19 protein-coding genes and 1 tRNA gene are annotated in these 21,497 nt (G+C 54.4%); 9 read left to right on the plus strand and 11 right to left on the minus strand.

Annotation, left to right across the window (positions count from 1 at the left end; translation table 11 throughout):
- Positions 1-65 precede the first annotated feature (65 nt).
- Positions 66-230 (minus strand): hypothetical protein, encoded by a 165-nt coding sequence (locus PbB2_RS16335; RefSeq protein ID WP_238165051.1) that lies wholly within the window; start codon positions 228-230, stop codon positions 66-68.
- On the opposite strand from PbB2_RS16335, the gene copM reads away from it, so the two are divergent.
- A complete protein-coding gene (gene copM, locus PbB2_RS14995; RefSeq protein WP_108986197.1) occupies positions 229-618 on the plus strand; it encodes a CopM family metallochaperone in 390 nt (129 codons plus the stop codon). The genes PbB2_RS16335 and copM overlap by 2 nt on opposite strands.
- 174 nt (positions 619-792) lie before the next feature.
- Positions 793-869 (plus strand) — tRNA-Arg (locus tag PbB2_RS15000).
- Positions 870-1,188: 319 nt separating this feature from the next.
- Here the strand turns inward: PbB2_RS15000 and PbB2_RS15005 are convergent.
- Positions 1,189-2,442, minus strand: coding sequence for a DUF695 domain-containing protein (locus PbB2_RS15005; protein ID WP_108986198.1), 1,254 nt, complete (start codon positions 2,440-2,442; stop codon positions 1,189-1,191).
- 703 nt (positions 2,443-3,145) lie between these two features.
- Between PbB2_RS15005 and PbB2_RS15010 the strand changes: the two genes are divergently transcribed.
- Positions 3,146-5,776: a TonB-dependent receptor plug domain-containing protein gene (locus PbB2_RS15010; RefSeq protein WP_238165052.1), complete on the plus strand. Its 2,631-nt coding sequence runs from the start codon at positions 3,146-3,148 to the stop codon at positions 5,774-5,776.
- A gap of 196 nt (positions 5,777-5,972) precedes the next feature.
- Here the strand turns inward: PbB2_RS15010 and PbB2_RS15015 are convergent, their stop codons facing one another.
- The 5 genes from PbB2_RS15015 to PbB2_RS15035 all read right to left on the minus strand — a co-directional run bounded on the left by PbB2_RS15015 (position 5,973) and on the right by PbB2_RS15035 (position 13,731).
- Positions 5,973-9,605, minus strand: coding sequence for an ABC transporter permease/M1 family aminopeptidase (locus PbB2_RS15015; protein WP_108986199.1), 3,633 nt, complete (start codon positions 9,603-9,605; stop codon positions 5,973-5,975).
- Positions 9,606-9,622: 17 nt separating this feature from the next.
- A complete protein-coding gene (locus PbB2_RS15020) occupies positions 9,623-10,501 on the minus strand; it encodes an ABC transporter ATP-binding protein (RefSeq protein ID WP_108986200.1) in 879 nt (292 codons plus the stop codon).
- A 246-nt stretch (positions 10,502-10,747) separates the two neighbouring features.
- The gene (locus tag PbB2_RS15025) at positions 10,748-11,797 is read right to left on the minus strand and encodes a hypothetical protein (protein WP_133245849.1); all 1,050 of its coding nucleotides are present in this window, start codon (positions 11,795-11,797) and stop codon (positions 10,748-10,750) included.
- Between the two features lie 289 nt (positions 11,798-12,086).
- Entirely contained in the window at positions 12,087-12,911 is an 825-nt protein-coding gene (locus tag PbB2_RS15030) for a flagellin (RefSeq protein WP_108986202.1), read from the minus strand.
- A 511-nt stretch (positions 12,912-13,422) separates the two neighbouring features.
- Positions 13,423-13,731, minus strand: coding sequence for an alkylphosphonate utilization protein (locus tag PbB2_RS15035; RefSeq protein WP_108986203.1), 309 nt, complete (start codon positions 13,729-13,731; stop codon positions 13,423-13,425).
- Positions 13,732-13,838: 107 nt separating this feature from the next.
- Here PbB2_RS15035 and PbB2_RS15040 point away from each other — a divergent pair, with 107 nt between their 5' ends.
- Together PbB2_RS15040 and PbB2_RS15045 are read left to right on the plus strand one after the other, a co-directional pair.
- Positions 13,839-14,087: a helix-turn-helix domain-containing protein gene (locus PbB2_RS15040; protein ID WP_108986237.1), complete on the plus strand. Its 249-nt coding sequence runs from the start codon at positions 13,839-13,841 to the stop codon at positions 14,085-14,087.
- Positions 14,080-15,342, plus strand: a complete 1,263-nt coding sequence (locus PbB2_RS15045; protein ID WP_108986204.1) for a SulP family inorganic anion transporter — start codon at positions 14,080-14,082, stop codon at positions 15,340-15,342. The genes PbB2_RS15040 and PbB2_RS15045 overlap by 8 nt, the downstream gene beginning before the upstream one ends.
- A gap of 99 nt (positions 15,343-15,441) precedes the next feature.
- Here PbB2_RS15045 and PbB2_RS15050 read toward each other — a convergent pair whose 3' ends face one another.
- Positions 15,442-15,927, minus strand: a complete 486-nt coding sequence (locus tag PbB2_RS15050) for a winged helix-turn-helix transcriptional regulator (RefSeq protein WP_238165054.1) — start codon at positions 15,925-15,927, stop codon at positions 15,442-15,444.
- A gap of 59 nt (positions 15,928-15,986) precedes the next feature.
- Between PbB2_RS15050 and PbB2_RS15055 the strand changes: the two genes are divergently transcribed.
- Entirely contained in the window at positions 15,987-16,751 is a 765-nt protein-coding gene (locus tag PbB2_RS15055; RefSeq protein ID WP_133245850.1) for an HD domain-containing protein, read from the plus strand.
- 10 nt (positions 16,752-16,761) lie between these two features.
- Here PbB2_RS15055 and PbB2_RS15060 read toward each other — a convergent pair whose 3' ends face one another.
- The 3 genes from PbB2_RS15060 to PbB2_RS15070 are packed head-to-tail and all read right to left on the minus strand — an operon-like array spanning position 16,762 to position 19,084.
- Positions 16,762-18,087: a sensor histidine kinase gene (locus PbB2_RS15060; protein ID WP_108986206.1), complete on the minus strand. Its 1,326-nt coding sequence runs from the start codon at positions 18,085-18,087 to the stop codon at positions 16,762-16,764.
- Positions 18,084-18,749 (minus strand): response regulator transcription factor, encoded by a 666-nt coding sequence (locus tag PbB2_RS15065; RefSeq protein ID WP_108986207.1) that lies wholly within the window; start codon positions 18,747-18,749, stop codon positions 18,084-18,086. The genes PbB2_RS15060 and PbB2_RS15065 overlap by 4 nt, the downstream gene beginning before the upstream one ends.
- Positions 18,749-19,084 carry a PepSY domain-containing protein gene (locus PbB2_RS15070; protein WP_238165055.1) on the minus strand — a complete coding sequence of 112 codons (336 nt, stop codon included), beginning with the start codon at positions 19,082-19,084 and terminating at the stop codon, positions 18,749-18,751. Before PbB2_RS15070 ends, PbB2_RS15065 begins: the two co-directional genes overlap by 1 nt.
- Positions 19,085-19,198: 114 nt before the next feature.
- On the opposite strand from PbB2_RS15070, the gene PbB2_RS15075 reads away from it, so the two are divergent.
- The 3 genes from PbB2_RS15075 (at position 19,199) to PbB2_RS15085 (ending at position 21,444) form a co-directional block, all read left to right on the plus strand.
- Positions 19,199-19,546 (plus strand): hypothetical protein, encoded by a 348-nt coding sequence (locus tag PbB2_RS15075; RefSeq protein ID WP_133245851.1) that lies wholly within the window; start codon positions 19,199-19,201, stop codon positions 19,544-19,546.
- Complete coding sequence (locus PbB2_RS15080) at positions 19,539-20,159, plus strand: cytochrome b/b6 domain-containing protein (protein WP_238165056.1); 621 nt, start codon at positions 19,539-19,541, stop codon at positions 20,157-20,159. The genes PbB2_RS15075 and PbB2_RS15080 overlap by 8 nt, the downstream gene beginning before the upstream one ends.
- 280 nt (positions 20,160-20,439) lie before the next feature.
- Complete coding sequence (locus tag PbB2_RS15085; RefSeq protein WP_108986210.1) at positions 20,440-21,444, plus strand: LacI family DNA-binding transcriptional regulator; 1,005 nt, start codon at positions 20,440-20,442, stop codon at positions 21,442-21,444.
- Positions 21,445-21,497 lie beyond the last annotated feature (53 nt).

The following is a 21,497-nucleotide window of genomic DNA, read 5'->3' on the forward strand; positions in this document are numbered from 1 at the left end:
GCAAGCCGCTTTCATGCATAGACTGGTCGCACCAGAACGATGGATGTTGCAGCAATTTCTGGCGTTCAATGGCGCTTGCCCAAACCCCGAAAAGCTTCCATTGAGACCCAAGCATGTGTCGCCTTGTTGAATTCACTGGGCTTCCACCGCAAAATCTGACGGTCCATGAGGAGTGTGTTGATGAAGATCATATTGCCGTTCCACCGCCCAGCACCGTCGCGCTTGCTCATGCTGGGATTGACCGCCTCTCTGTCGATCTTGGTGCTGACAGGCTGTCAGCAACGCAGCGAAGGCCACGGCAAGATGGGCGACATGTCCCATGCCGATCATGGCATGAGTGCGCCCACTTCAGAGAGCGATTCCGCCTCGACCCGAGCATTCAAAGCGGCCAATCAGGCCATGCATGCCGACATGGCCATCCCTTATAGTGGTGATGCTGACGCCGATTTTGTGGCAGGCATGATCCCCCACCACCAAGGTGCCGTCGCGATGGCAAAAATTGTGCTTGAACACGGCAAGGACCCCGAAATCCGCAAGCTCGCGCAAGACATTGTTACCGCTCAAGACAAGGAAATCGCCCAGATGAAGGCGTGGCAAGCCAAAAACGCCAAGCCTTGAGGACCATGGCAAAACGTCACGCTAACAGGTTTTCCGGGTTTCCGCGGCCATGTTTTCATAGCTTAGGCTTATCGCTGGGCCCAGGATGCAATGCTCAACCGGTACCGACACAGGCCGGACTGTCCAAGCAATGTTGAAACCCGCTGCTGATTAGGCTACCCACATGGCCGCACCGCACCCGTAGCTCAGCTGGATAGAGTGTTGCCCTCCGAAGGCAAAGGTCACAGGTTCGAATCCTGTCGGGTGCGCCATTTTTCCTTTGTTTTTCAATAAATTAGTTTTATGATTTTTGGCTCGCAAAATTTTGGGACCATTTTGGGACCATTTTTGTGACCGTGCTTTCACGGGAAACGGGCAAAGGTCATGCTGATTTTGGGCACCCAAGCGCAGATCGTCGACGCATGAAGTCGAACCGCAAACAAGCATTTTAAGTGTATAATCGGTCTTCTTGTCGACAAAATACCTTCGGCCCTCCACCTAGTCGACACGACCCGCTCGGACACCTGAAAGTTTAATGTCAAATGACGCAAATTTTAGGCAGCACAGCAACAACTATAGGCGTGAACCATCTTACTTAACTATTGTGGCGCGCCAACCAACATAAGTTCCGTTCAGATCCTTCGCTGCCCTAAACAAGCGCACTGTGATTGCATCTATTTCAGATAAGGCCCCGGGCATTTTAAAATTTAAGCTTAGGTTTTCCGGGGTGCTGCTTTCTGCTTGTAGGATCTGAAAGCCTTCGGTGTTGAGATAGAGTGAAAAGGCGTTGAGATTGTTTGGATCTTCAAATGTGACAAAGTGTTCGATGTCTCGGACGCTCTCTTCCCGATCACCACGTTTACACATTTCTTCAACCTGCTGCCGGTTAGTGACCGAGAACATTTCTTCAGGCGTCGGGTAGAGAAAATCCTTATATATTTTCCATTCAGGATCTAAATGCGTGCCTGATGTATACGGAAAGGACGGCCATTTAACCATGACATCTTTGAGGACAGATACATCTGATTTACTTTTTGAGTAGAAATAAAAGGTCTCCTGGCCAGCCGTTAGGCTTCGTCCAGCCAGAACTAATCTACCATTGGACTTGATCGCAAAGCAAAGCGCGCTAGCGAGTTCATCCAATTGATCGAACGTAGCGGTTTGGCCTTGAGCCTTGCCTTCTCCATCAGGCAACGCGACAGTGATGTAGGTCACGCACGGATGTGCCCGAACTCTTGTCGCATCTCCAATTTCAAGATCAACTGTGATGAGTGCAGGTTGATCATCGACTTTGGTTTCATAGACAAACCAATTTGGAGCATAGATCGTCTGCACATGCTGTAAGAGTTCCGCTGCTCCGCGTGCATAAGTATCGACCCGCAATGTGGACTTGTCGTAGAAAGTCCATTCGACCTCGCCGTTCCAGCGCATACGGGACTCTGCAATGGCATGAATATTTCGCTGAACCTCTCCGTCTGGACCGGAAAAGCACAAAAGGTCGCCGTGCCATCGAATGTTACGCCGATACAGCTGAACAATCTGGCGACTCATCACGGCCGCCCCAGAAGAGAAGCCAAAAAACAGCAGCCAGAAGGCGACAATATCAACCGTGGTTTTCTGACATGCACACGCAGGATCAGACTGGAATGCTGCTCCAGTAAGAGCCATAAATCCCAAGAGCAACACAAGAAGGAAACAGCCGACACACGCAAACCAATGTGTGGCCCCCGGCCTTAGGTATCGCCAGCCATCAGCTTCAGCTTTTGCTTTGAAATCGTGCCGGCCAAGAAAATAAACGGCACCTGCAGCGACGGTGACAATGCCAATAGCTTCAATCAAGCTCAAGGCCTGTTTCTCCCTGACAAGTGAGCCAGCTTTGAAAAAGGCTCCGTTGAGATAGCATGTACTATCGTAATGTCGTTAAGTTTTGCTATCCATGCTCGATTAAGTCGAAAACCGAACTTTTGGATTATATGGTGCGTGACCCAGCCCCCTGATCCGGGCTTAAAACTGCTCGTGAGGCATTGGCTAACTGGCGAGCAATTCCCAGCACCGCATGGGCGAGATAGCGGACGACACGGCGTTGGATTGGTAGTGAGGATGGGTGCGTCCTGGCGGTGGATGTAGAGGCCGGCGCGCACCCCCATTTGTCCGACTTGTACTGATCACACGGGCTTGGCGTCTAACCATCTTGTGTCTTTCCAACCCGGTACCTCAGCCATCAAACATCCTGGCATGAATCTGCCCTTCTTTTGGGCAATTGGTGAGCGCGGCACCCAATTGCCCCCTTCAAGCCAGATAATTGACATTATAGGACTTTAAGCAACGATAACGTATAAATCACGCTATTGTTATGACATTGCGGGGCGAAGAGACCAATTTTTGTGTTTCACGCGACGCGCGCTTGTGCAAAGGCGGCGCTACCCAACATGAAGTTGGCCAAGATACCCCGACAATCAAATATAATGGATTGCCGGGTTGTTTCTGTTTTTCCGGGGGCACACACAATATGAGACTAACCAAGAATTGGCTTCACAAGAACTTGATGATGACATCCGGCCTCGTGTCGGCTCTGGCATTTATTTCAGGCCCTGCTTTCGCGCAGGCGACAAGCGGGACCAATGCGGAGACCCAGCCCAGCGAAGTTGAAACAGTCGTCGTCTTGGGGACACGGCGTACCGACCGTTCGGTGGCAAATTCGGCCTCGCCAGTAGATGTTATCAGCGCATCTGAAATCACCAGCCAGTCGAATGCCAACGTGATCGACGCGGTGAAAAATGTCGTTCCATCCTTCTTTGCCAGTCAGAATACAATTGCCGACGCAGGGACTTTCGTGCGTTCACCGAATTTGCGCGGCCTGCCAGGCGATCAGGTGCTGGTGATGATGAATGGCAAACGGTTCAATCGTTCCGCACTGGTTCAAACCTTTGTAGGCGGGGATACCGCACTCTCCTTCGGGTCACATGGGCCTGACATTTCCTCCATCCCATCCATCGCGATCAAGAATTTGCAAATCCTGCGCGATGGGGCCACGTCGCAATATGGCTCAGATGCTATTGCAGGCGTGATGAATTTTGGTCTGCGCGACAATGACTCGGGTCTGGAAATCATCGCGCGCTATGGCAAAAGCATGGATGCCGATGATGGTGAAAGCGGCCAGCTCGCGCTTAACTGGGGCGTCGGTCTCTTCGACAAAGGCTTTGTGAATATCAGCGCCGAATATTTTGACGATCAAGGTACCAGCCGTGGTGCACGTCGCCCAGCCGCCATATTGTTCGAGCAGCAAAACCCTAGCCTTGCCAATAAATTGCCGAATTATCCCGGTCCGGATCAAATCTGGGGATCCTCGCCAACCTTTGGCTGGAAGACCGTGATCAACACTGGCTATCAATTGTCCGACAAGGTTGATCTATACGCCTTCTTGAACGCGTCGAGCAGCGAAGGCGATCAGAGCTTCAACTTCCGCCAAACCAATACCGGCACAGCAGTGAACGCCAATGGCGTGACGGTAAACTTGCCCGCAGCGAATGCTGCTTTCCGCAACACCTTCTTCACCACGCCTTGCCCTGCCAATAATGCGACTTGCCCAGCCGGTGGCTTTATTCTGGACAATAACCGGTTCGACTTCCGGTCAATCTATCCTGCAGGCTTTACGCCTCGCTTTGTAGGTGTGACCGAATCCTTGACCGGCGTCGCTGGGATCAAGGGTGAAGCCACCTCTGGCCTCACGTACGATGTATCGGCAACATTGTCGGAAAATACCCTCAATCTGTCGATGTATAATTCGCTGAACGCCTCGTTTGGACCGCAATCGAAGACAAGCTTCGAATATGGTTCCTTCAAGCAGAAGCTTGAGAACATCAACGTCGATCTGACTTATCCGATGGATGTCGGTCTTGCTGGACCTCTGACATTGGCTGGCGGCTTTGAATGGCGCAAGGAATCCTACACAGTTCCGACTGGGGAGTTGCAATCCTATGCGGCTGGCCCTTATGCCACCGTCCAGCGCCTGTTCACCCAGACTGCACCAGGCGTTTTTGCGCCGGTCACTACTTTGCCAGCTGGGGTCACCAATATCGCCGTGCCACCTGCATCGAGCGGCTATGCAGGTGCCCCACCATCAAGCGCGGGCACTTGGGATCAGAGCAATTATGCCATCTATGTCGACCTTGAAGCTGACCTCACCGAGCGTCTGAGCGGAGGTATTGCTGCCCGGTTTGAAGATTATGACACCTTCGGCACCGCAACAGTTGGTAAGATTAGTGCGCTCTACAAAGCCACCGATACTTTATCGTTGCGCGGCTCGGTCGGGACAGGTTTCCAAGCGCCATCGCCCGGCCAATCCAACCTGCAGAATGTGACCACAAACTTCGTGGCCGGTAGCCAGGTTCAAGAGGGCATCTTCCCGGTCGCAAGCGGCGTTGCGCGCTATTATGGTGCGGTACCGCTGAAGCCAGCCGAAGCCACCAATTACGGCATCGGCTTTATTCTGCGGCCATTTGCGGGCACTTCGCTGACGATCGACGCCTATCAGATTGATGTGCAGAACCGCATCTTCATCACCCGGCCTTTCCTGGTGACCGCTGCCGACGTACTTGCTCAACCAACCCTTTCTTTGGTGGGTGCGGGTGCAAACATTCGCTACTTTACAAATGGCCTAGACACCTCAACCAAGGGGATTGATATTGTCGGGACCCACGCGACCAACCTGTTTGGTGCGCGGGTGAACTTCACCTTGGCCTATAATCGCAACGAGAACGAGGTGACAAAATCTCGGTCGACCGTGATCAGCAATGCCCAGATCATCACGATCGAGAATGTCGCTCCCAAGGACCGCCTGAACCTCAGCAGCAATTGGTCTTGGGGTAGCTGGACGGTCAATGCACGCGCCAATTACTTCGGGAAGTGGCGGAACGAGCAAGACTACCCCGGCCAAATCTTCGGGGCCAAAACCACGATTGATCTGGATATCAGCTATGAGATCAATGACAATTACACTGTCACGATCGGGGCACAAAACCTGCTGAGCGAGTACCCAGATCGGATCGCTCAATCCTCTGCCATCAACGTATTCCCGATCAGCGGTGGTCTGGCCGATGGTCAGGTCTATCCACGCAGTGGTGGGCCATTTGGCATGAATGGCGGCTTTGGCTTTGTGAGCTTGAAGGCCACTTTCTAAACCACACAAAAGCCTGTTGGGTCTATTGGAAGCAACCTGACCCGACAGGCAATTCCGCGATGCAGAATCCAGCCGTGTGACCGGGTTCAAAGCCAAGGTCACGCGGCTCCGGCACTAAAACAAGAAGCGGGAAAGTCCAGGACTTTCCCGCTTTTTTCATGATTTGATCGCGACTTGGGGTGACCCCATGCCCCACTTATTTGGCGGATTTTACAGCTTCGACGGCGACTAAGTTGTCATCGCTGTTACGGTCAATCCGCTTCACATATGGGTCGATGCCTGCAAAGGCCGGCTCAGCCCCAGCCGGTAGGGTCAGTACGATTTCCTGACGCCCACTTCGAACGGTCTTTCGCTCGAAAGCCAGAACATGGCTGCGGTTAAATCCTGTTTCAGCAGGCTTTTTGGTGAAGACCCCTACTTCCCAAGCCTCTGACATCGGGGCTCCGGTCTCCTTGCCTTCGCCATCGGCATAGAGCTTTTTGGCCTCAACGCTCAAGCTTACCTGCCAACGTCCATCGGCCAGTTTGGTTTTGGTTGCCGACAAGGTCTTGGCATCATACAGAGTGATCTTCTCAAATAGATCTGTAATCAATTGCTGTTTGACCGGGTCAGGTCCAACCTCCTCCCGCAAGAAGGCGACAAATTGGGCGCTGGTGGGATAAGGGGCAGACTTGAATGCAAATTGGGTGATGAGGCGACGAATAGCAGCATTAACTGGCTCCTCGCCCACTTCATTGCGGAGGAAATACATCACCAATGCGCCCTTCCGGTAATGAATGTAGGACTGATTTTCCACCCTCATCAGCGGCAATTCTTCCACCACTTCGCTACCGCGGGCACGCAGATAGGCATCCAGCTCGGCCTTAAGGAATTGGCGTACCTGCTCTTTACCCATCATGTCTTCCATGACCAGCATGGCACCATATTGCGCAAACGTTTCAGACAACATGGTAGCACCCTGCTTGTCGCCACCAATAATCTGGTGCGCAAACCATTGGTGAGCGATCTCGTGCGCCGTCACAAATGTAACCAGATCGACTTTTTCTGGATCGCGATTGGTCTGCAACCAACCAATATCCTCACTGAAAGGCACGGTATTGGCAAAGGATTGCGCGAAGGACTGGTAGCCAGGGAATTCCAAAATCCGGAACTGGCGGAATTGGTAAGGGGAGAAACGCTCGGAAAAGAGCGTCAGAGACCGGTGCGCGGCCTTCTCCATTCGGTCCAGATTGGCTGAATGTGTGGGGTAATAATAAAGCTCAACCGCCACGGGCTTGCCACCCACCATCACGCTGGATCGATCCAAAAAATAACGCGCCGACTGGATTGAGAAGAAGTGCTGGATCGGTGCTTCCGTAACGAAGCGACGGGTGATGCGGCCATTCTTGAGGCTTTCAGAGATCTGATAGCCCGGCGCAATCGGAATCTGGTCAGCATCGGTGGTCACAGTTATATCTGCGGTCACCCAATGGGAGTCCGGGCGCAAATAATGCTGCCGGTCCCCCTTGGGGTCTTCAAGCTTAAAGGGACGACGGTCGGGATCAAGGCCATATTTGCGCCGTTTAGCCCGGTCAGTCATCCATTGTGCGCGTGAGATGCCCAAAACCGGCGTGAACTCGCTATTGTCTAGAAAGGTCCCGTTGGCCACCAAGCGGGTCTGACCGCCACTGTTGGAGAAGCCAAGACGGCCATAAGTCGTCTTGAACCCGACCACCCGCCGTTCGCCCGGAGCCAGCGGCCGCGTGAAACGATAAAGCGTCACATTATAGGCCGGCCAAGCCTTGTCGACTTGCGCGTCCGGCACAGAGATCTCGGCCATCGCAACTGTACTTCTCTGCGGCAAAGCGGCGATCATATGGGTCAGGGGTTCTTGGTGCTGGTTTTCGATGACGTAACTGCCAACAACATCTGCCTGCCTGTCTTTAGGACGCAAATTCACATCGAGCTTGACAGAAATAATGGTGGGCCCGGGCATCTCTTCATAACGAGCGAGCGCCTTTTCAGCCTCTGCCAGTTCGCGTTCCTGCTCGGGCGTTGGCTGATACACGTTGAGAATATTGGTATTGTAGAAGATCCAGCCACCCAGCCCAACAAAGGCAACAAGCGCACCACCCAACGTGAGGCCGGTTAACCCGCGCATGCGTGCGGGAAAGCGGGCCACCCGTGGCCTCAGGCGTGTCTCTGCCCCGCGCCGCCACAAACCGTAAGAAAGAATGACCAGGACGATACAAAAGGCATTCCAATAAAGGTCAAACCATGTTCGGCCGATCCAGAAGTGCCCCATGCCATTGAATGCACTGAGCGGCACCTGCGGATTAGAGCCAAAATTATACAAATTGTGCTGGAAACCCAGATTATTCAGCGTAATGGACAAGACCAGATAAATGACCAACAAGCCCCAGCCGACATATTTGTTAGGCGAGATAGCTTGCAGAAACACGGCCAGACAGGCCAATTGCATCGCCGACATGGTCGATGGAATGATCCACCACAAAAGATAACCAAGCGGCTCGAGGTTGGTATAGCCCTTGATCAGCTGCACCCCCATGGCCGTGAACATGGCCACCACATTGGCAGACAATAGCACGAGTAGAATCGCGAGAACCTTGGGCAGGACAAAGGCCCAGTCACTAACTGGTGTGGCGTCGATAATCTCAGCCATGCGCCGCTCGCGGTCACGCCACACAAGATCACCCGCATAAAAGCCAGCAATAATGATGGGGATAATGGCAAACGCCCCATAGAGGGCACCGACCATCAGACGTGTCACAGGCTCAATCGGGGTGCCACGAAAATCATCTGCGTAAAACAACGCGCCCGAAGCATTGAACACGCCCAAGAGCAACAGAACGACAAAGGCGGGGCTGAACAGAACCGATTTGACGTCAAACACCGTCCGGGCCCACAATTGGCTACGACGAACTGACGCGGTTAACGCGGGGACAAAGGCAGGTGCGGTTGCAACAATCGGAACCGCTTTGGCTTTTGTTGTGCGGCTGACCTTGCTGGCTGAGACGCCCTTGGCTCCGGGACGGAAGAATACATAAGCCAATCCAAGACAAACCAGAGCTACCCCACCCCAAATGGCCCGGTTCTGCAAGAAAACACCATCAAAGGCGGGCAAGCGCGTGTTGCGGTCCGCAGCGGTCCAATATTCGGCTTGTTGAAACAGAGCCCCAGACCCGGTTGGGTCAACAAGCGCGGCAATCTCTTTCAAATCCGGCTTATCAAGCAGGATTCCGACCGTCACCCAAGCCACCAGAATGGCAATCAGCCCCAGATAGGCCCCCATCATCGAGCGGGTCAGCGTCGCGCAGACAAATAACATGGCCCCGAAGACAAACAGCATCGGCAAGGCAATCACAGTATAGCCATAGGCATAATGGGTCAGCACAAGCGGGCCGAGCTTTTCTGGGTCCATCCACGGCATTGCCGAACCAATTAGGATCGCCAAAGGAACAGCCAAAAAGCCAGTAGCGGCGGCCAGCCAAGCCCCCGTAAAGCGGCCATACAAATAGGCGACCTTCTCCAATCGCGTGGCGCGCAAGATAGGCCCATAGCCAGTCTCGTCATCACGGGTCACCGTATTGGCCACAAAGGCCGTCACGGCAAACAGCGAGATAATTCCCATCACCATCGTGATCTGATTAATGGCATAAGGTGAATTGGAATTGGTGTTTCCCGTATCGCCAATCTGGATCTGATCGATGGTGACAGCCCCAAAAGTCAGCAGAAAGAACAGGGCAAAGCTAACCCAGAGGACTGGGTTGCGCAGCTGATAGGAAAACTCAAAGGAACAAACGGCAAAAAATTGACGGATTGCTTGCATTGGCCCAATCTCCTGGCTCAGGCGGCTGCGCGCACAGAAGCGAGCGTGGAGAAATAAACGTCTTCCAAACCGCCTTCGACGGGCACGAAGTCGGTCTCTGGTGCGGTATCAGCCAGCACATGGATCACCGTCTGGCCACCGAAAAGCCGCGAGGAAATCACCTGCATGCGCGCTTGGTAGTCTTGCAATGCACTCCGAGCGATGGTTTTGCGCCAAACGCGACCGACCAAAGCCTGAGTAAGGTCTTTGGGCGCGCCTTCAGCCACGATGCGACCCTGCGCCAAGATTGCCATGGCTGGACACAAATCCGAGACGTCTTCAACAATATGGGTGGAGAGAATGACCACCACACCTTCGCCAATCGCTGCAAGTAGGTTGAGGAAGCGATTGCGCTCTTCTGGATCGAGCCCAGCTGTGGGCTCATCCACAATGATCAATCGTGGCGCGCCAATCAGCGCTTGGGCGATGCCAAATCGTTGACGCATACCGCCAGAGAAGCCTGCGATCGCTTTGTTCCGCACGTCCCACAAATTGACCTGATTGAGCAGGCCTTCGACCACCTCCTTGCGTTGGCGGGTTTGGGTAATACCCTTCAGAATGGCCATATGGTCCAGCATGTCGCGGGCTGTCACGCGCGGATAGACGCCGAAATCTTGCGGCAGATAGCCCAAGGTCTCGCGCAACAATTCTGGCTGCTTGAGCACGTCTATATCGCCGAACTGGATGCTTCCGGATGTTGGAGCCTGCAAGGTTGCGATGGTGCGCATCAAGGTCGATTTGCCAGCACCATTTGGGCCTAGCAATCCAAACATGCCACTTCCAATGCTCAGATCAATTCCATCAAGCGCTTTGACACCATTCCCATAGACATGTGTCAGGCCTTTAATCGTCAGCATGCCAATCTCCCCAGGTCGATACCTGACGGTAGTCTGGCAATATGCAGACAGCAATATGGTCGTAAATTAAATTACCTTCATGCGAGGCTCAGGTACTTGCTGGTGTTTATCGGGTAGACAACAATTGTATTCACTCGATACTCTATCTGACCGGTTCGGATTCAATCAAATGAATAAAGGCAGCCTTCTGGCCCCTTAATCAGATATCTTTGTCCTCTACCTGGCCCATCATGAACCAAGCGCGCATTAATGTCGGCGTGGCGACAGTCCGACGCTGAACTCACGCAAGATGTCTAGATATTCCTCTATGTGGATCCCGCCCTTTTCCGCCACACGGAACCGATAGGCCCAGTAAGAGACGATGTGTGAAACCATACCCATCATGTGACCCAACTCTACAAACAGCAAAGGCGCGTCCAACAAAAACTTGCGAAAGGCTGCTGTGTGACCGCGGTGCACCAGATCACGGAACGCATCATCATAGAGCGCCAACACGCGAGAGCAATTCAGCGCAGTGGCGCGGATATTTTCACGAATGCTCTTCTTAAGGTCATTCGCCAGCTCTTTACTAACCCGATCAGGCCGACCCTTGATCTTAATCGTATCCATTTCAGGTCCGATCTTGCTCAAAGCAACCATGCTCTCGCTGAATTGCCACTTATAGAAGATGAAACCCTTCCAGCTGAAGATACCATCGCGAAACTGAATACCTTCTAGGCCCAAGGTTAGACGCAGAGGTTCAAGCCGGGAATCGGCATTGGTCGACAAAAGCGCGTTGGCCAGACGCCCAACCAATTCGGGGTTCAAGTCTGACCCACCATCGCCATAAGCCAATTTGATGAGTGGAAACATCTCGACTTCGGTGAAGGTCAACATACGAGCGGTGTCAGCCGGCGAGATTGAGAAATAACAATCTGCTGGCGTGCGATTATGGCGGCGCAATTGTTCGCGGACCAAAAACGGGTCCAACGAGGGAATGGTGTTCAGTAGACGGAGCGTCTCAAGATCGTGCTCTAAATCTTCGCCGCGCACCCCAACGACGTTCATGAGCGAGTCTTTATAACCTGTCTCATTGATGAAAATAAACTGGCCCCCCACCCGCAGATCGCTGCGATCGAGTGGAAAGACAATCTTTGTACCGACAGCACCACCACTTGGAACCAGATAGGCTTCATCGCTTCGGAAGCGATGTTTGATGATAACTGCCTGATTCAGTGTTGAATCACGGAAAAATGGGGCTTCACGATATTGAGGGTCCTCGGCGAACTCCTCAGAGACCATATGTAGATTCAGCACGCGACTGGTTGAGGCCGTGGCGCTCAGTGCAGATAAACTTCTGATGCCAGACATTCCGACCCTTTGCAGACACGAACACTTGCAAATCCCGATATGAGACAGAACAACGCTAAAAAAAAAGTGTAAAGGATGAATTGCAGATGGTCATTTTGCCTAAAGTTTTGACATCAACTTATGAAACCGCCAATATTCGGGCACAATTTTGTGTGGTTACTTTTGGTCACAAAAAATGGCCCAGACAGGAATGTCTGGGCCCAAGTCAACGGTGTTAGGGTAAGGTATGGTCAGCTTATCGGAACAGCGACAGCGCCGACTGAGATGAACTGTTAGCAATCGACAGGGCTTGCACACCCAATTGCTGCTTGGTCTGCAGAGCTTGCAGCTTTGCACTTTCCTTGGCCAGGTCGGCGTCGGCGATCGCACCAATGCCGTTGCTGAGGGCATCCTGCAACTTACCGATGAAGGTACGGTGGACTTCAATCCGTTTCGCACCTGCACCCCAGGTTGCAAGCTGGGTACCCAAGTTCGTGATGGATGTGTTGACTTGACCAAGAGCGGTTGTGGACGTGGTGGTATCGGTCAGAACCGCTGCCGCCGCGACCGTGACGACAGTGCCGCCTAGTGCGAGGCTGACGCCGTTGACCGTGATCGAGTTAGCCCCTGTCGCGTCCCCTAGTGCCACGGCGTTCGCTGGTGTAGCACCAATCATATTGGCACCATCGAAGACCGCATTGGCAATCACGCTCGTGATTTGATCGCGCAATTGCACAAAGTCGGCAGCCAATGCTGCTTGGGCCGATGTCGAGTTGCCAGGCTGGGTTCCAGCCAAGGCTTTGCCCTTCATTTCGTTGAGAAGTTCCATAATGCTCTCACCAGCGGCAATGCCGGTGTCGAGAATAGAAGCAGCGCGGTCGGCCGACTCCCGGACACGATCATAGGCGCTGACGTCTGAGCGCATCTTATTCGCGATGGCCCAAATTGCACCATTGTCTTTTGCGGAGGCTACTTTAAGACCCGTGGAGATCGCATTTTGGGTCTTGTCCAACTGATCGTTGGTACGGTTCAAGGTTTGCAATGCAACCATTGAACCAGAATTTGTATTAACGCTGAGCATTTCTAGCCCTCTTTCCTACTAGTTCCCTCGCTACAAGCAAGGCGTATTCATTTTGAATACTTAGTCAGACTATGGTTTGATTATAAACCCGGCGTTTAGATTTATAGTTAACAAATCTCTAATCCTAATCGGATTGACTAAATTTATATCGATTTTTATCGATTGCATCGAAGATTAAGTCGTATTTCCACCGGGAATCCCATTAGGAAACCGCTTGTTCTGGACGCACACGGCCCCCCGCCAATAGGGTGCATCTGAGCGAACTCATTGAAATGAAATTCACTGCATAACAGCAGGACAACAGATCAAAATTGCCAGATTGCACGGACAAATGGCCCGAAAGCGGCATGACCTTAGAATAGAAAGAGGGTCTTAGCGTTCTTAAATTGCGCTTATGATCGCCAAGCTGAGATGGTGGCAACGGATATTTGCGAGGCGATTGCATGAAATATGCCCCGCGACTTTGTTAAAGGCTAACATGAGAGCCATGGTCGCTTGTGGTTTGGTACAGTCAATGCTTGCGGACAAACTCAGCACGTAGAACAAGTCCTCTGATCGCTTCATGCTTGCAGTCGATTTCCTGGGCGTCGCCGGTCAAGCGAATCGATCGGATGATGGTGCCGCGCCGTAAGGTCTGGCCGGCCCCTTTAACATCCAGGTCTTTAACCAGCACCACTGAATCGCCATCCTGCAAAACGTTGCCAACGGCATCTCGCACAACAATCTCAGTCTCTGCCTGTATCCGAGCAGCCAGTTGCGAGGCCGGCATCCAGTCACCGGTCACCTCGTCATAAATATAGTCCTCATCACCCTCAGACATGGCCTACCTTTGCCTTGATGCGCCCACATTTTTTGACATATAAAGCATAGAAAGGCAATCTATCTCAATCAAAACTGATATCTGAAACATCAAAAATGTTTGGTGCCATGCTGACATCTGCACAACTCAAAGCAGCCCGAGCCCTTCTTGGTGTCGACCAAGGCGATCTGGCCAAGGCGGCCGGGGTGTCCTTACCAACTATCCAAAGAATGGAAGCCAGCGATGGCATCGTTAGGGCGCAGGTCGACAGTTTGATGAAGGTCTTGGCAGCATTGGATCATCTGGGTGTCGAGGTAGTCGGCCCTGAACAGCCAAGCATTGGGCGCGGCAGAGGCGTGAGACTTAAGGATGTCTGACTCTGCGCGCAGGTTCAAACCTAAACTGATCAGCGTCCTTGAAGAAGGCTACGGCTGGCACGCTTTGGGTCGAGACTTGGTTGCAGGAGCCACCGTTGCGGTTGTCGCGCTGTCATTGTCCATGGCAATTGCAATTGCTTGCGGGCTACCGCCTGAAAAGGGTCTTATCACAGCTGTGGTTGGTGGGCTGATCGTCTCAGCCACAGGCGGGAGCCGGTTTCAGATTGGAGGGGCTGCAGGGGCTTTCATTGTACCCGTTGCAGGAACCCTCGTCACATACGGACCTTCAGGCCTCATTACCGCCACCTTCATGTCTGGGGTCATGCTCGTGGTGGCGGGCGCTGTGGGGCTTGGCCGATTTGTGCGCCTCATCCCGAAGGCTGTGGTGCTGGGCTTTTCAGCGGGCATTGCCACAATTATCGCGGCAAGCCAATTGCACGACTTCCTGGGCCTACGGATCGGCCATGAGCCGGCTGACCTAGTCGCCAAAATCCGTACACTGATATATGCTGCAGAAACCCTCAATTTTGTTGCTTGCGCTGTGGGGCTAGCGACCATCATTCTGATTTTGGGGTTGAGGCGATGGAAGCCCGCCTTCCCCAGCATGCTGGTTGCGATTATCGTGGCAAGCCTTTTTACCACAGCACTGCATCTTCCAGTAGAGACTCTGGGTGACCGCTTCACCTCGTTGCATGGCGACTGGCCGGCCCTAAGCCTGCCGAGGCTGGATCCTCACACGATCATCGCGCTTTTGCCTGTGTCAGCCTCTTTTGCACTGTTGGGGGCGATTGAATCTCTCCTGTCAGCGACAGTTGCAGACGCTATGGCCAACCGTGCGCATCGACCTGAGGCTGAACTGGTTGCCCAAGGTCTTGCCAATATTGGTGCGGCCTTGTTTGGCGGCTTTTGCGTAACCGGCACCATTGCGCGCACCGCCACTAATATTCGTGCAGGCGCTCATGGCCCCGTCTCGGGTATTGTGCATGCTGTCCTTGTTCTGCTTGCATTCCTATTGCTGATGCCACTGGCCGGCCACATACCCTTTGCCGCTCTGGCTGGGCTATTATTGGTCGTGGCTTGGGGCATGATCGAGCGCCATGAGATTGCAGGCGTTCTTCAGGACTCGCCCATTCAGGCAGCTGCGATGCTGATTACCTTGTTGGTCGTGGCATTGCTCGATCTAACTGCAGGCATTGCAACGGGCTGTGCCATCATTGCTCTCCATAAAGGACTCAGCCGTTGGCGGACGCCTTAGAGCCGGATGTGCATGGATGGCAGCAGTTTGCCTACGCACCTTGCTCTCGGTTTAATCGGCACATGGACTTTCGCGTCTCAAGAGAAAGCCAAGCCAACTCTAACTCTGTGGCAGTACAATGAATTCAACGTCTTGGGCTGCGACTGCGTGTCCCTGAGGCGTCACCAAAGCAATTGTCAGACTCGCGCCGGTCCGACGATCTGCCACGCGCACTGGCGATGGTCCCTCGCGCAAGTGACGCTCGCCCCATTGCATGAGCGCGATCAAAGTCAAAGCCAAATCCTGACCCTTAGCAGTCAACTGATAGGAAAAGCGTACCCGCTCTCGACCTTGTCGGTAGGGAGACTTCGCCAGAAGGCCAGCTGTCACCAGCGCCTTGAGGCGAGCACTCAAGATTCCGCGGGGAATATCGAGGTCGGCGCGCAAGTCATCAAAGCGCGACACGCCGTAAAAGGTCTCGCGCAGAATCAAGAGGGTCCAGCGATCGCCCAGGAGATTGGCGGCCACCGCCATGCCACAAGCATCGCGCGCCACTGGCGCAGATCGAACAGGATTCTCGGATGAGCTGAGTAGCGAATTTGACATCGCTACTTGCGTAGGACATTTTATGCTAAGTTCAAAATCAATACTTAGATTGTCATGCCATGCGTCATCTTCCCCCTCTCCCCAATCCAGATCGATTTGGTGGACCAGATTGGCTTTCCAAAACAGGCGGTAGGATGGATTTGCCGGATTGTGCCAAAGGTCTTTTGGTGGCCGGCCGCCAGCAAGTCGCCAATTTGTGGCAACGTCTAGCCCCGCATCTGTCTCGACCTGGCGATATCAGTGCCATGGCAAGCGTTCCCGATAGTCGCTTGGTCAAACTGGCCGAAGAGGCAGCGCTTGAGCAGAGCCCGGCCCTCCTCAATCATGGCTACAGATCGGCACTCTTTGGCCGCGCCTTGGCTCATATTGATGGCCGCGCCGCCGACCCCGAGCTATTGCACATCTGTGGCATTCTGCATGATGTGGGCCTGATGCAGGCCGTGACAGGCGAGGATTTCACCCTGCGCAGCGCGGCTGTCGCGCGCACCTGCGCCCACAGGGCGGGTGAATCTGATCTGGTCGGTGATCATCTCCACGGCGCCCTCGTCGTCCACACCAGCGTTGGTGTAACCCCTGAACGCGACGGGGTGTTAGGGGCCTACACCCAATATGGGGCCATGGTTGACCTTACCGGGCTGCGCCTTGTTCATCTGCCACGGACCTTTGTCACAGAAGTCCTCGCCCGGCATCCTCGTGGCGCTTTCAAGCGTGAAATTCTGCATCGCCTTGACCTGGAGGCTCAAGCCGTCAGAGGTGGTCGTTTTGACTTTGCCCGCCGTGTCGGCTTCCCCCTAGCGGTTCGGACCGCGCCCTTTGCGACCTGAGTTTGGCGAGCTATTGCCACATCAATTCCACGCCCAGCCCGCCAAGGCCAGATTCGGTGAGGCGCATTGTGCCACCGCTGGCCCTAATCAAATCTGCACTAATGGCCAACCCAAGACCCTGCGTGCCGCTGGCTTCATCCAGACGTACACCGCGAGATAGTGCACGTCCCCGGTCCTCTTCCCCTAGGCCTGGACCATCGTCTTCCACACGCAGGCATAAACCGGTGCTGGCCTGTTGAGCCGTTATGCGAATAAGGCTGTGAGCATGACGGCTGGCATTGTCCAATAAGGCCCCGAAGACTTCAAAGGCGGCATCCTCGCCCAACGGCAGGAAAATGCTGTCATCTAGGTCAATCTCAAACCTGAGGCGACTGCCTGCCGGGGTTTGGCTGATAACCCTGACGAGCCGTGCAAGAATAGAATGAGCGGCGCAGCTGACTGGGCGGTCGTCGAAAGGCTGGGCGCGAGCCAGTTCGGCTTGCACTGCGACTGAGAGGATATTGAGGCTGTCTTGCAGTTCAGCCTTTGGGCCAGTTTCAGATAAGCCACTGACTTGCATTTTGAGCGCGGTCAAAGGGGTTTTGAGCGCATGTGCCAGATCACGCGCCCGGTCACGGGCACGCGCCATATCGGCCGCGCGCGCATCTGCCAACGCATTGATCGCCCCAATCAATGGACCGACTTCCGTGGGATATTGTTGATCATCCAAGCGGGCCTGAGCGCTGGCCTCAAGTGCGCCAAGACGGGCGCGCAACGCCGCTAAAGGTTTCAGGCCTTGTGTTACCTGCACCACCGAGGCCAAGGTGAGTACTGACCACAGCACACCCAAGAAAAGGGCCATTTCACGGGCAAAGTCCGCCCGGGCCGCTGTGATCACCCGATGGTCCAACCCAATTTCGACAAGCACGGCAGGCCCGTTGGCGTCTGGGCGGACGATGCGGCTAACCCGGATCATGCGCGCCTCGAACGGTCCAGCCGTCGTGCTGTCTTGCCATGTCTGTGATTGGGCAGAAGTCGCCGGAATCCAAATCCCATCCCACAATGAGCGCGAGGCAATATGGCCCTTCGGACTGGCAACATAATAATAGAGACCGCTGGCAGGCCGGGTGAAGCGGGGATCGGTGAGGGTTTGTGCGACTTGCGGCATGCCGTCGGCTGCCAAAGATGTGACCGATACCAAGGCCTCACCTTGGCGGATGAGTTCACTGCGTACTTGCCGCTCTGTGTGGCGTTCAAACAGAAGCGACAACCCAACCCAAGACAGACCCAGCGCGACCCCATTCCACAAGGCAGCCAACAGAAAGAGGCGACGGGTAAGGCTGCGGGTCTTGATCATGTGGGGGTAAGCCCACCCAGCACATAGCCAAAGCCGCGCCGGGTCTCGATGACATCCGGCCCCGTCTTGCGGCGAAGTCTGGCGACGAGAGCCTCCACAGCATTGGCGTCCAGTACATCGCTGCCATGCAGGTGTTCGCCGATCTCCCCTGCAGAAAGCGGTCGTCCAGCGGCATTGGCCAACAAATCAAGCAGGCGGAACTCCAAAGGCGACAGCCGCACAGCTGCCCCATCATATTGGGCGGTCGCTCGAAACAGATCCAGCGACAATCGCCCGGCGGTGACGACATTGCCCGTTCGTCCTGCCGCGCGTCGCAGGAGCCCACGCAGACGGGCAATCAATTCAGCAGGCTCAAACGGTTTGGCCAGATAGTCATCCCCACCCGCCTCAATACCATCCACTTTCTCAGCCCATGAGCCGCGTGCAGACAGAATAATCACCGGCATGGCCCGACCTTCTTGTCGCCACCGTTTGAGCACGCTGAGGCCATCAAGCCGCGGCAAACCCAGATCAAGGATCACAGCGTCAAAATCCTCATCATGACCTTTGGTCCAAGCCGTCTGCCCATCGCTGCAGCATTCCACCCGGAAGCCGGCAGCTTCAAGATGGCTGGCCAGCGCCCGGCTGATCACCAGATCGTCTTCAACCAGCAAGACCCGCATTAATCGGCCTCCCGCTTGAGAATGCGCCCCGTCGCCGCATCAAGTTCAAGTTCGATCACCCGGCCCTGCGCTGTGAGGATTTTGAACTCATAAATGTCGCGCCCATGGTCCTCTTCCAAATCCACCTGGACAACATCGCCAGGTACGGCAGCCAGCGCGATGGCCTGAATCTGTAGGAAGGGCAGTTTGCCGGCTGGTGACGGGCCATTGGGTTGGTCGACTGGACGGGCTGGAGTGACCAATGTTTGGGGTGGCGCAGGCGGAGGCACCTCAGGCGTACAGGCACTTGCCATCAGCATCATAAGCAATAGCGAGGACAAACGGACGTAGGTCATGACCAGTCTTGATAGGCCGGCGTCGCTGACGCCTGCCTGACGGTCAGGGTCGGGGGGATGTCAGCCAACAGCTCTTAATCTCCAGTCATCAACCTCAATCACAGGAGATCTCTCATGTCCATGTCTACCCCCATCCGCATCGGCCTTGGCGTTGGGATCGCAGCCCTCGCCGTCGCCGGCTTTGCAATTGCTTCGGGTCAATTGATGCCACCCAAGACCAATGCAACATCTACTTCACCCCTGCAGCAGACAACCAACCAAATCAGTGCGCGAGATGATGATCATCATGATGATCATGATGATCGTTATGAGCACCGAATTGAAACCCGCGTGATCGACGCCAAGACCGGCAAAGTGCTGACAGAAGAAATTCGCCGCGCAGAAGACCGTTCCGATCGTAAATCGGATCCTGATAAGGTGCACGATCGCGACGACCAACAGGGCGGGCGCGATGATGACTGAAGGCACATTTTCCGCAGAAAGCACACCGTCCAAGCCTGCACCAGAGCAATCTTGGATCAAAGTTTGGGATCCCTTGGTCCGCATCGGCCATTGGCTGTTGCTGATCGCAATTGCAACCGCTCTGATCACACGCGGAGAGCCTGAAAGCCTGCATCAAGGGGCTGGCTATGTCGTGGCCGGCTATGTGGTGTTCCGCCTATTCTGGGGCATTGCTGGTCCTGAGCATGCGCGATTTGAAAACTTCATCGCGTTGCCAAAGGCGACATTAGGCTATTTGGGAGGGCTCTTGAATGGCAAGGCCAAACGCCATCTTGGCCATTCCCCGCCTGGCGGGCTGATGGTGATCGCACTTCTTCTTGCCATGAGTGCAACCGCGGCCACCGGCATGGCGATGGAAAACAAAGTTCCTGTCCCCACCATTGTGCAAACTCTGGTACCAATCGAATTGGAGGCGGAGGAAGAAGACAGCCCTTGGGAGGAAATCCATGAAGCCGCCGCCAATCTTGTTCTGGGTCTGGTGTTCCTTCACATTGGCGGGGTGATTGCCGCCTCCATCGGGCACAAAGAAAATCTTGTGCGCGCCATGGTAAATGGGAAGAAGCGTGCACCGTAAGGGCCTGATCCCTTCGTCAGACGATCAACAACAAATGCCCTTCTTGAAGAGGCAGTTTGCTGATCCATTTTGACGATCCAGCATTTGTCTTGAAAGGGGGCCGGTGACGGCCCCTTTCTCACTTGGCGCACTCTTCTCGAAAAAGTATATCCTTTGTGCGGAAATCTGTTGCACAAAAACAATATCGGTTTCTAAGTTGGCTTGCAGAAAATGTCTGGAAAGCCGGTGGCGGCTTGCATGAGAAGGAGGTTGCGGCGTGAGCGAGGAAGGCCCCTTGAAAATGGCCGATGTGGCGCGGCTGGCAAATGTGTCAATGTCGACCGTCTCACGCGCTCTTGCCGATAATCCCCTGATACCCGAGGATCGCCGCCGTGAAATCCAACGCATCGCGGCTGAGGCGGGCTATGTTGTCAATCAATCGGCCCGCTCACTGCGCATGCGGAAGACTCAGACGATTGGCGTTGTTTTCCCGCTAGGCCATGATGTTGGGCAATTAATCTCTGACCCTTTCTTCATCGAAATGTTCGGACGGCTGGCTGATGAGATCACCACGCGCGGCTATCAAGTGCTGTTGTGTCGAGTGACTGATACATCGGAAGGCTGGCTTAACCGGATAATCCAGTCCCACCGGCAGGATGGCTTGGTGATTGTAGGCCAGTCTGATCAGCACGAAGCCCTCAACAAAGCGGCTGATACCTATCTGCCATTGGTGGTCTGGGGTGGGCATCTCACCGGGCAAACCTATTGTTCTGTGGGCACCGACAATATTGCCGGCGCGCGTCGGGCGGTCGATCACCTCCTCGGCCTCGGGCGGCGTCGGATCGCCTTTCTGGGCATGTTGGAATTGCCCGAAATCGCCTTGCGGCATGAGGGTTATGTGCGGGCTTTGCGGGCCGCAAACCTTGACCCTGACCCTGCCCTCGTGATCCCGGCTCATTTCTCTTTCGAGACCGCGTATGAGGCGGCCCGCGAATTAATCGAGAGTGGCACGCCTTTTGATGCCATTTTTGCGGCCTCAGACATTATTGCCCTTGCCGCAGTCCAGGCCTTGGCGGCTGCAGGCGTTGATGTGCCCGGCGATGTTAGCGTGGTGGGCTTCGACGATATCGCCATTGCCGCCCAATCCACCCCACCACTGACCAGCGTGCATCAGGACCTTGCAAAGGGTGCCAAAACGATTGTCGATCTCCTGTTCAAGCGTATGGCTGGTGAGGACGCCCCTTCCGCAACCTTGCTGCCCAAGCTGGTAGTCCGCAAATCCTGCGGCGGTTCGCCGACGGGCTGATGACCCCCAAAAGCCAAATATGCATTGACTGGAAAAGTTCAGGGTTTCTTTTT

The sequence above is a fragment of the Candidatus Phycosocius bacilliformis genome, assembly GCF_003112735.1.
GTDB lineage: Bacteria > Pseudomonadota > Alphaproteobacteria > Caulobacterales > Aquidulcibacteraceae > Aquidulcibacter > Aquidulcibacter bacilliformis.

Bases quoted from the DNA above. Each gene is read 5' to 3' on its own strand.
- PbB2_RS15085 (WP_108986210.1), top strand. From the start codon at position 20,440: ATGGCCGATGTGGCGCGGCTGGCAAATGTGTCAATGTCGACCGTCTCA.
- PbB2_RS15065 (WP_108986207.1), bottom strand. From the start codon at position 18,749: ATGCGGGTCTTGCTGGTTGAAGACGATCTGGTGATCAGCCGGGCGCTG.
- PbB2_RS15030 (WP_108986202.1), bottom strand. From the start codon at position 12,911: ATGCTCAGCGTTAATACAAATTCTGGTTCAATGGTTGCATTGCAAACC.
- PbB2_RS15075 (WP_133245851.1), top strand. From the start codon at position 19,199: ATGTCCATGTCTACCCCCATCCGCATCGGCCTTGGCGTTGGGATCGCA.
- PbB2_RS16335 (WP_238165051.1), bottom strand. From the start codon at position 230: ATGAGCAAGCGCGACGGTGCTGGGCGGTGGAACGGCAATATGATCTTC.
- PbB2_RS15080 (WP_238165056.1), top strand. From the start codon at position 19,539: ATGACTGAAGGCACATTTTCCGCAGAAAGCACACCGTCCAAGCCTGCA.
- PbB2_RS15010 (WP_238165052.1), top strand. From the start codon at position 3,146: ATGACATCCGGCCTCGTGTCGGCTCTGGCATTTATTTCAGGCCCTGCT.
- copM (WP_108986197.1), top strand. From the start codon at position 229: ATGCTGGGATTGACCGCCTCTCTGTCGATCTTGGTGCTGACAGGCTGT.
- PbB2_RS15045 (WP_108986204.1), top strand. From the start codon at position 14,080: ATGTCTGACTCTGCGCGCAGGTTCAAACCTAAACTGATCAGCGTCCTT.
- PbB2_RS15070 (WP_238165055.1), bottom strand. From the start codon at position 19,084: ATGACCTACGTCCGTTTGTCCTCGCTATTGCTTATGATGCTGATGGCA.
- PbB2_RS15040 (WP_108986237.1), top strand. From the start codon at position 13,839: ATGCTGACATCTGCACAACTCAAAGCAGCCCGAGCCCTTCTTGGTGTC.
- PbB2_RS15055 (WP_133245850.1), top strand. From the start codon at position 15,987: ATGCGTCATCTTCCCCCTCTCCCCAATCCAGATCGATTTGGTGGACCA.
- PbB2_RS15035 (WP_108986203.1), bottom strand. From the start codon at position 13,731: ATGTCTGAGGGTGATGAGGACTATATTTATGACGAGGTGACCGGTGAC.
- PbB2_RS15060 (WP_108986206.1), bottom strand. From the start codon at position 18,087: ATGATCAAGACCCGCAGCCTTACCCGTCGCCTCTTTCTGTTGGCTGCC.
- PbB2_RS15020 (WP_108986200.1), bottom strand. From the start codon at position 10,501: ATGCTGACGATTAAAGGCCTGACACATGTCTATGGGAATGGTGTCAAA.
- PbB2_RS15015 (WP_108986199.1), bottom strand. From the start codon at position 9,605: ATGCAAGCAATCCGTCAATTTTTTGCCGTTTGTTCCTTTGAGTTTTCC.
- PbB2_RS15050 (WP_238165054.1), bottom strand. From the start codon at position 15,927: ATGTCAAATTCGCTACTCAGCTCATCCGAGAATCCTGTTCGATCTGCG.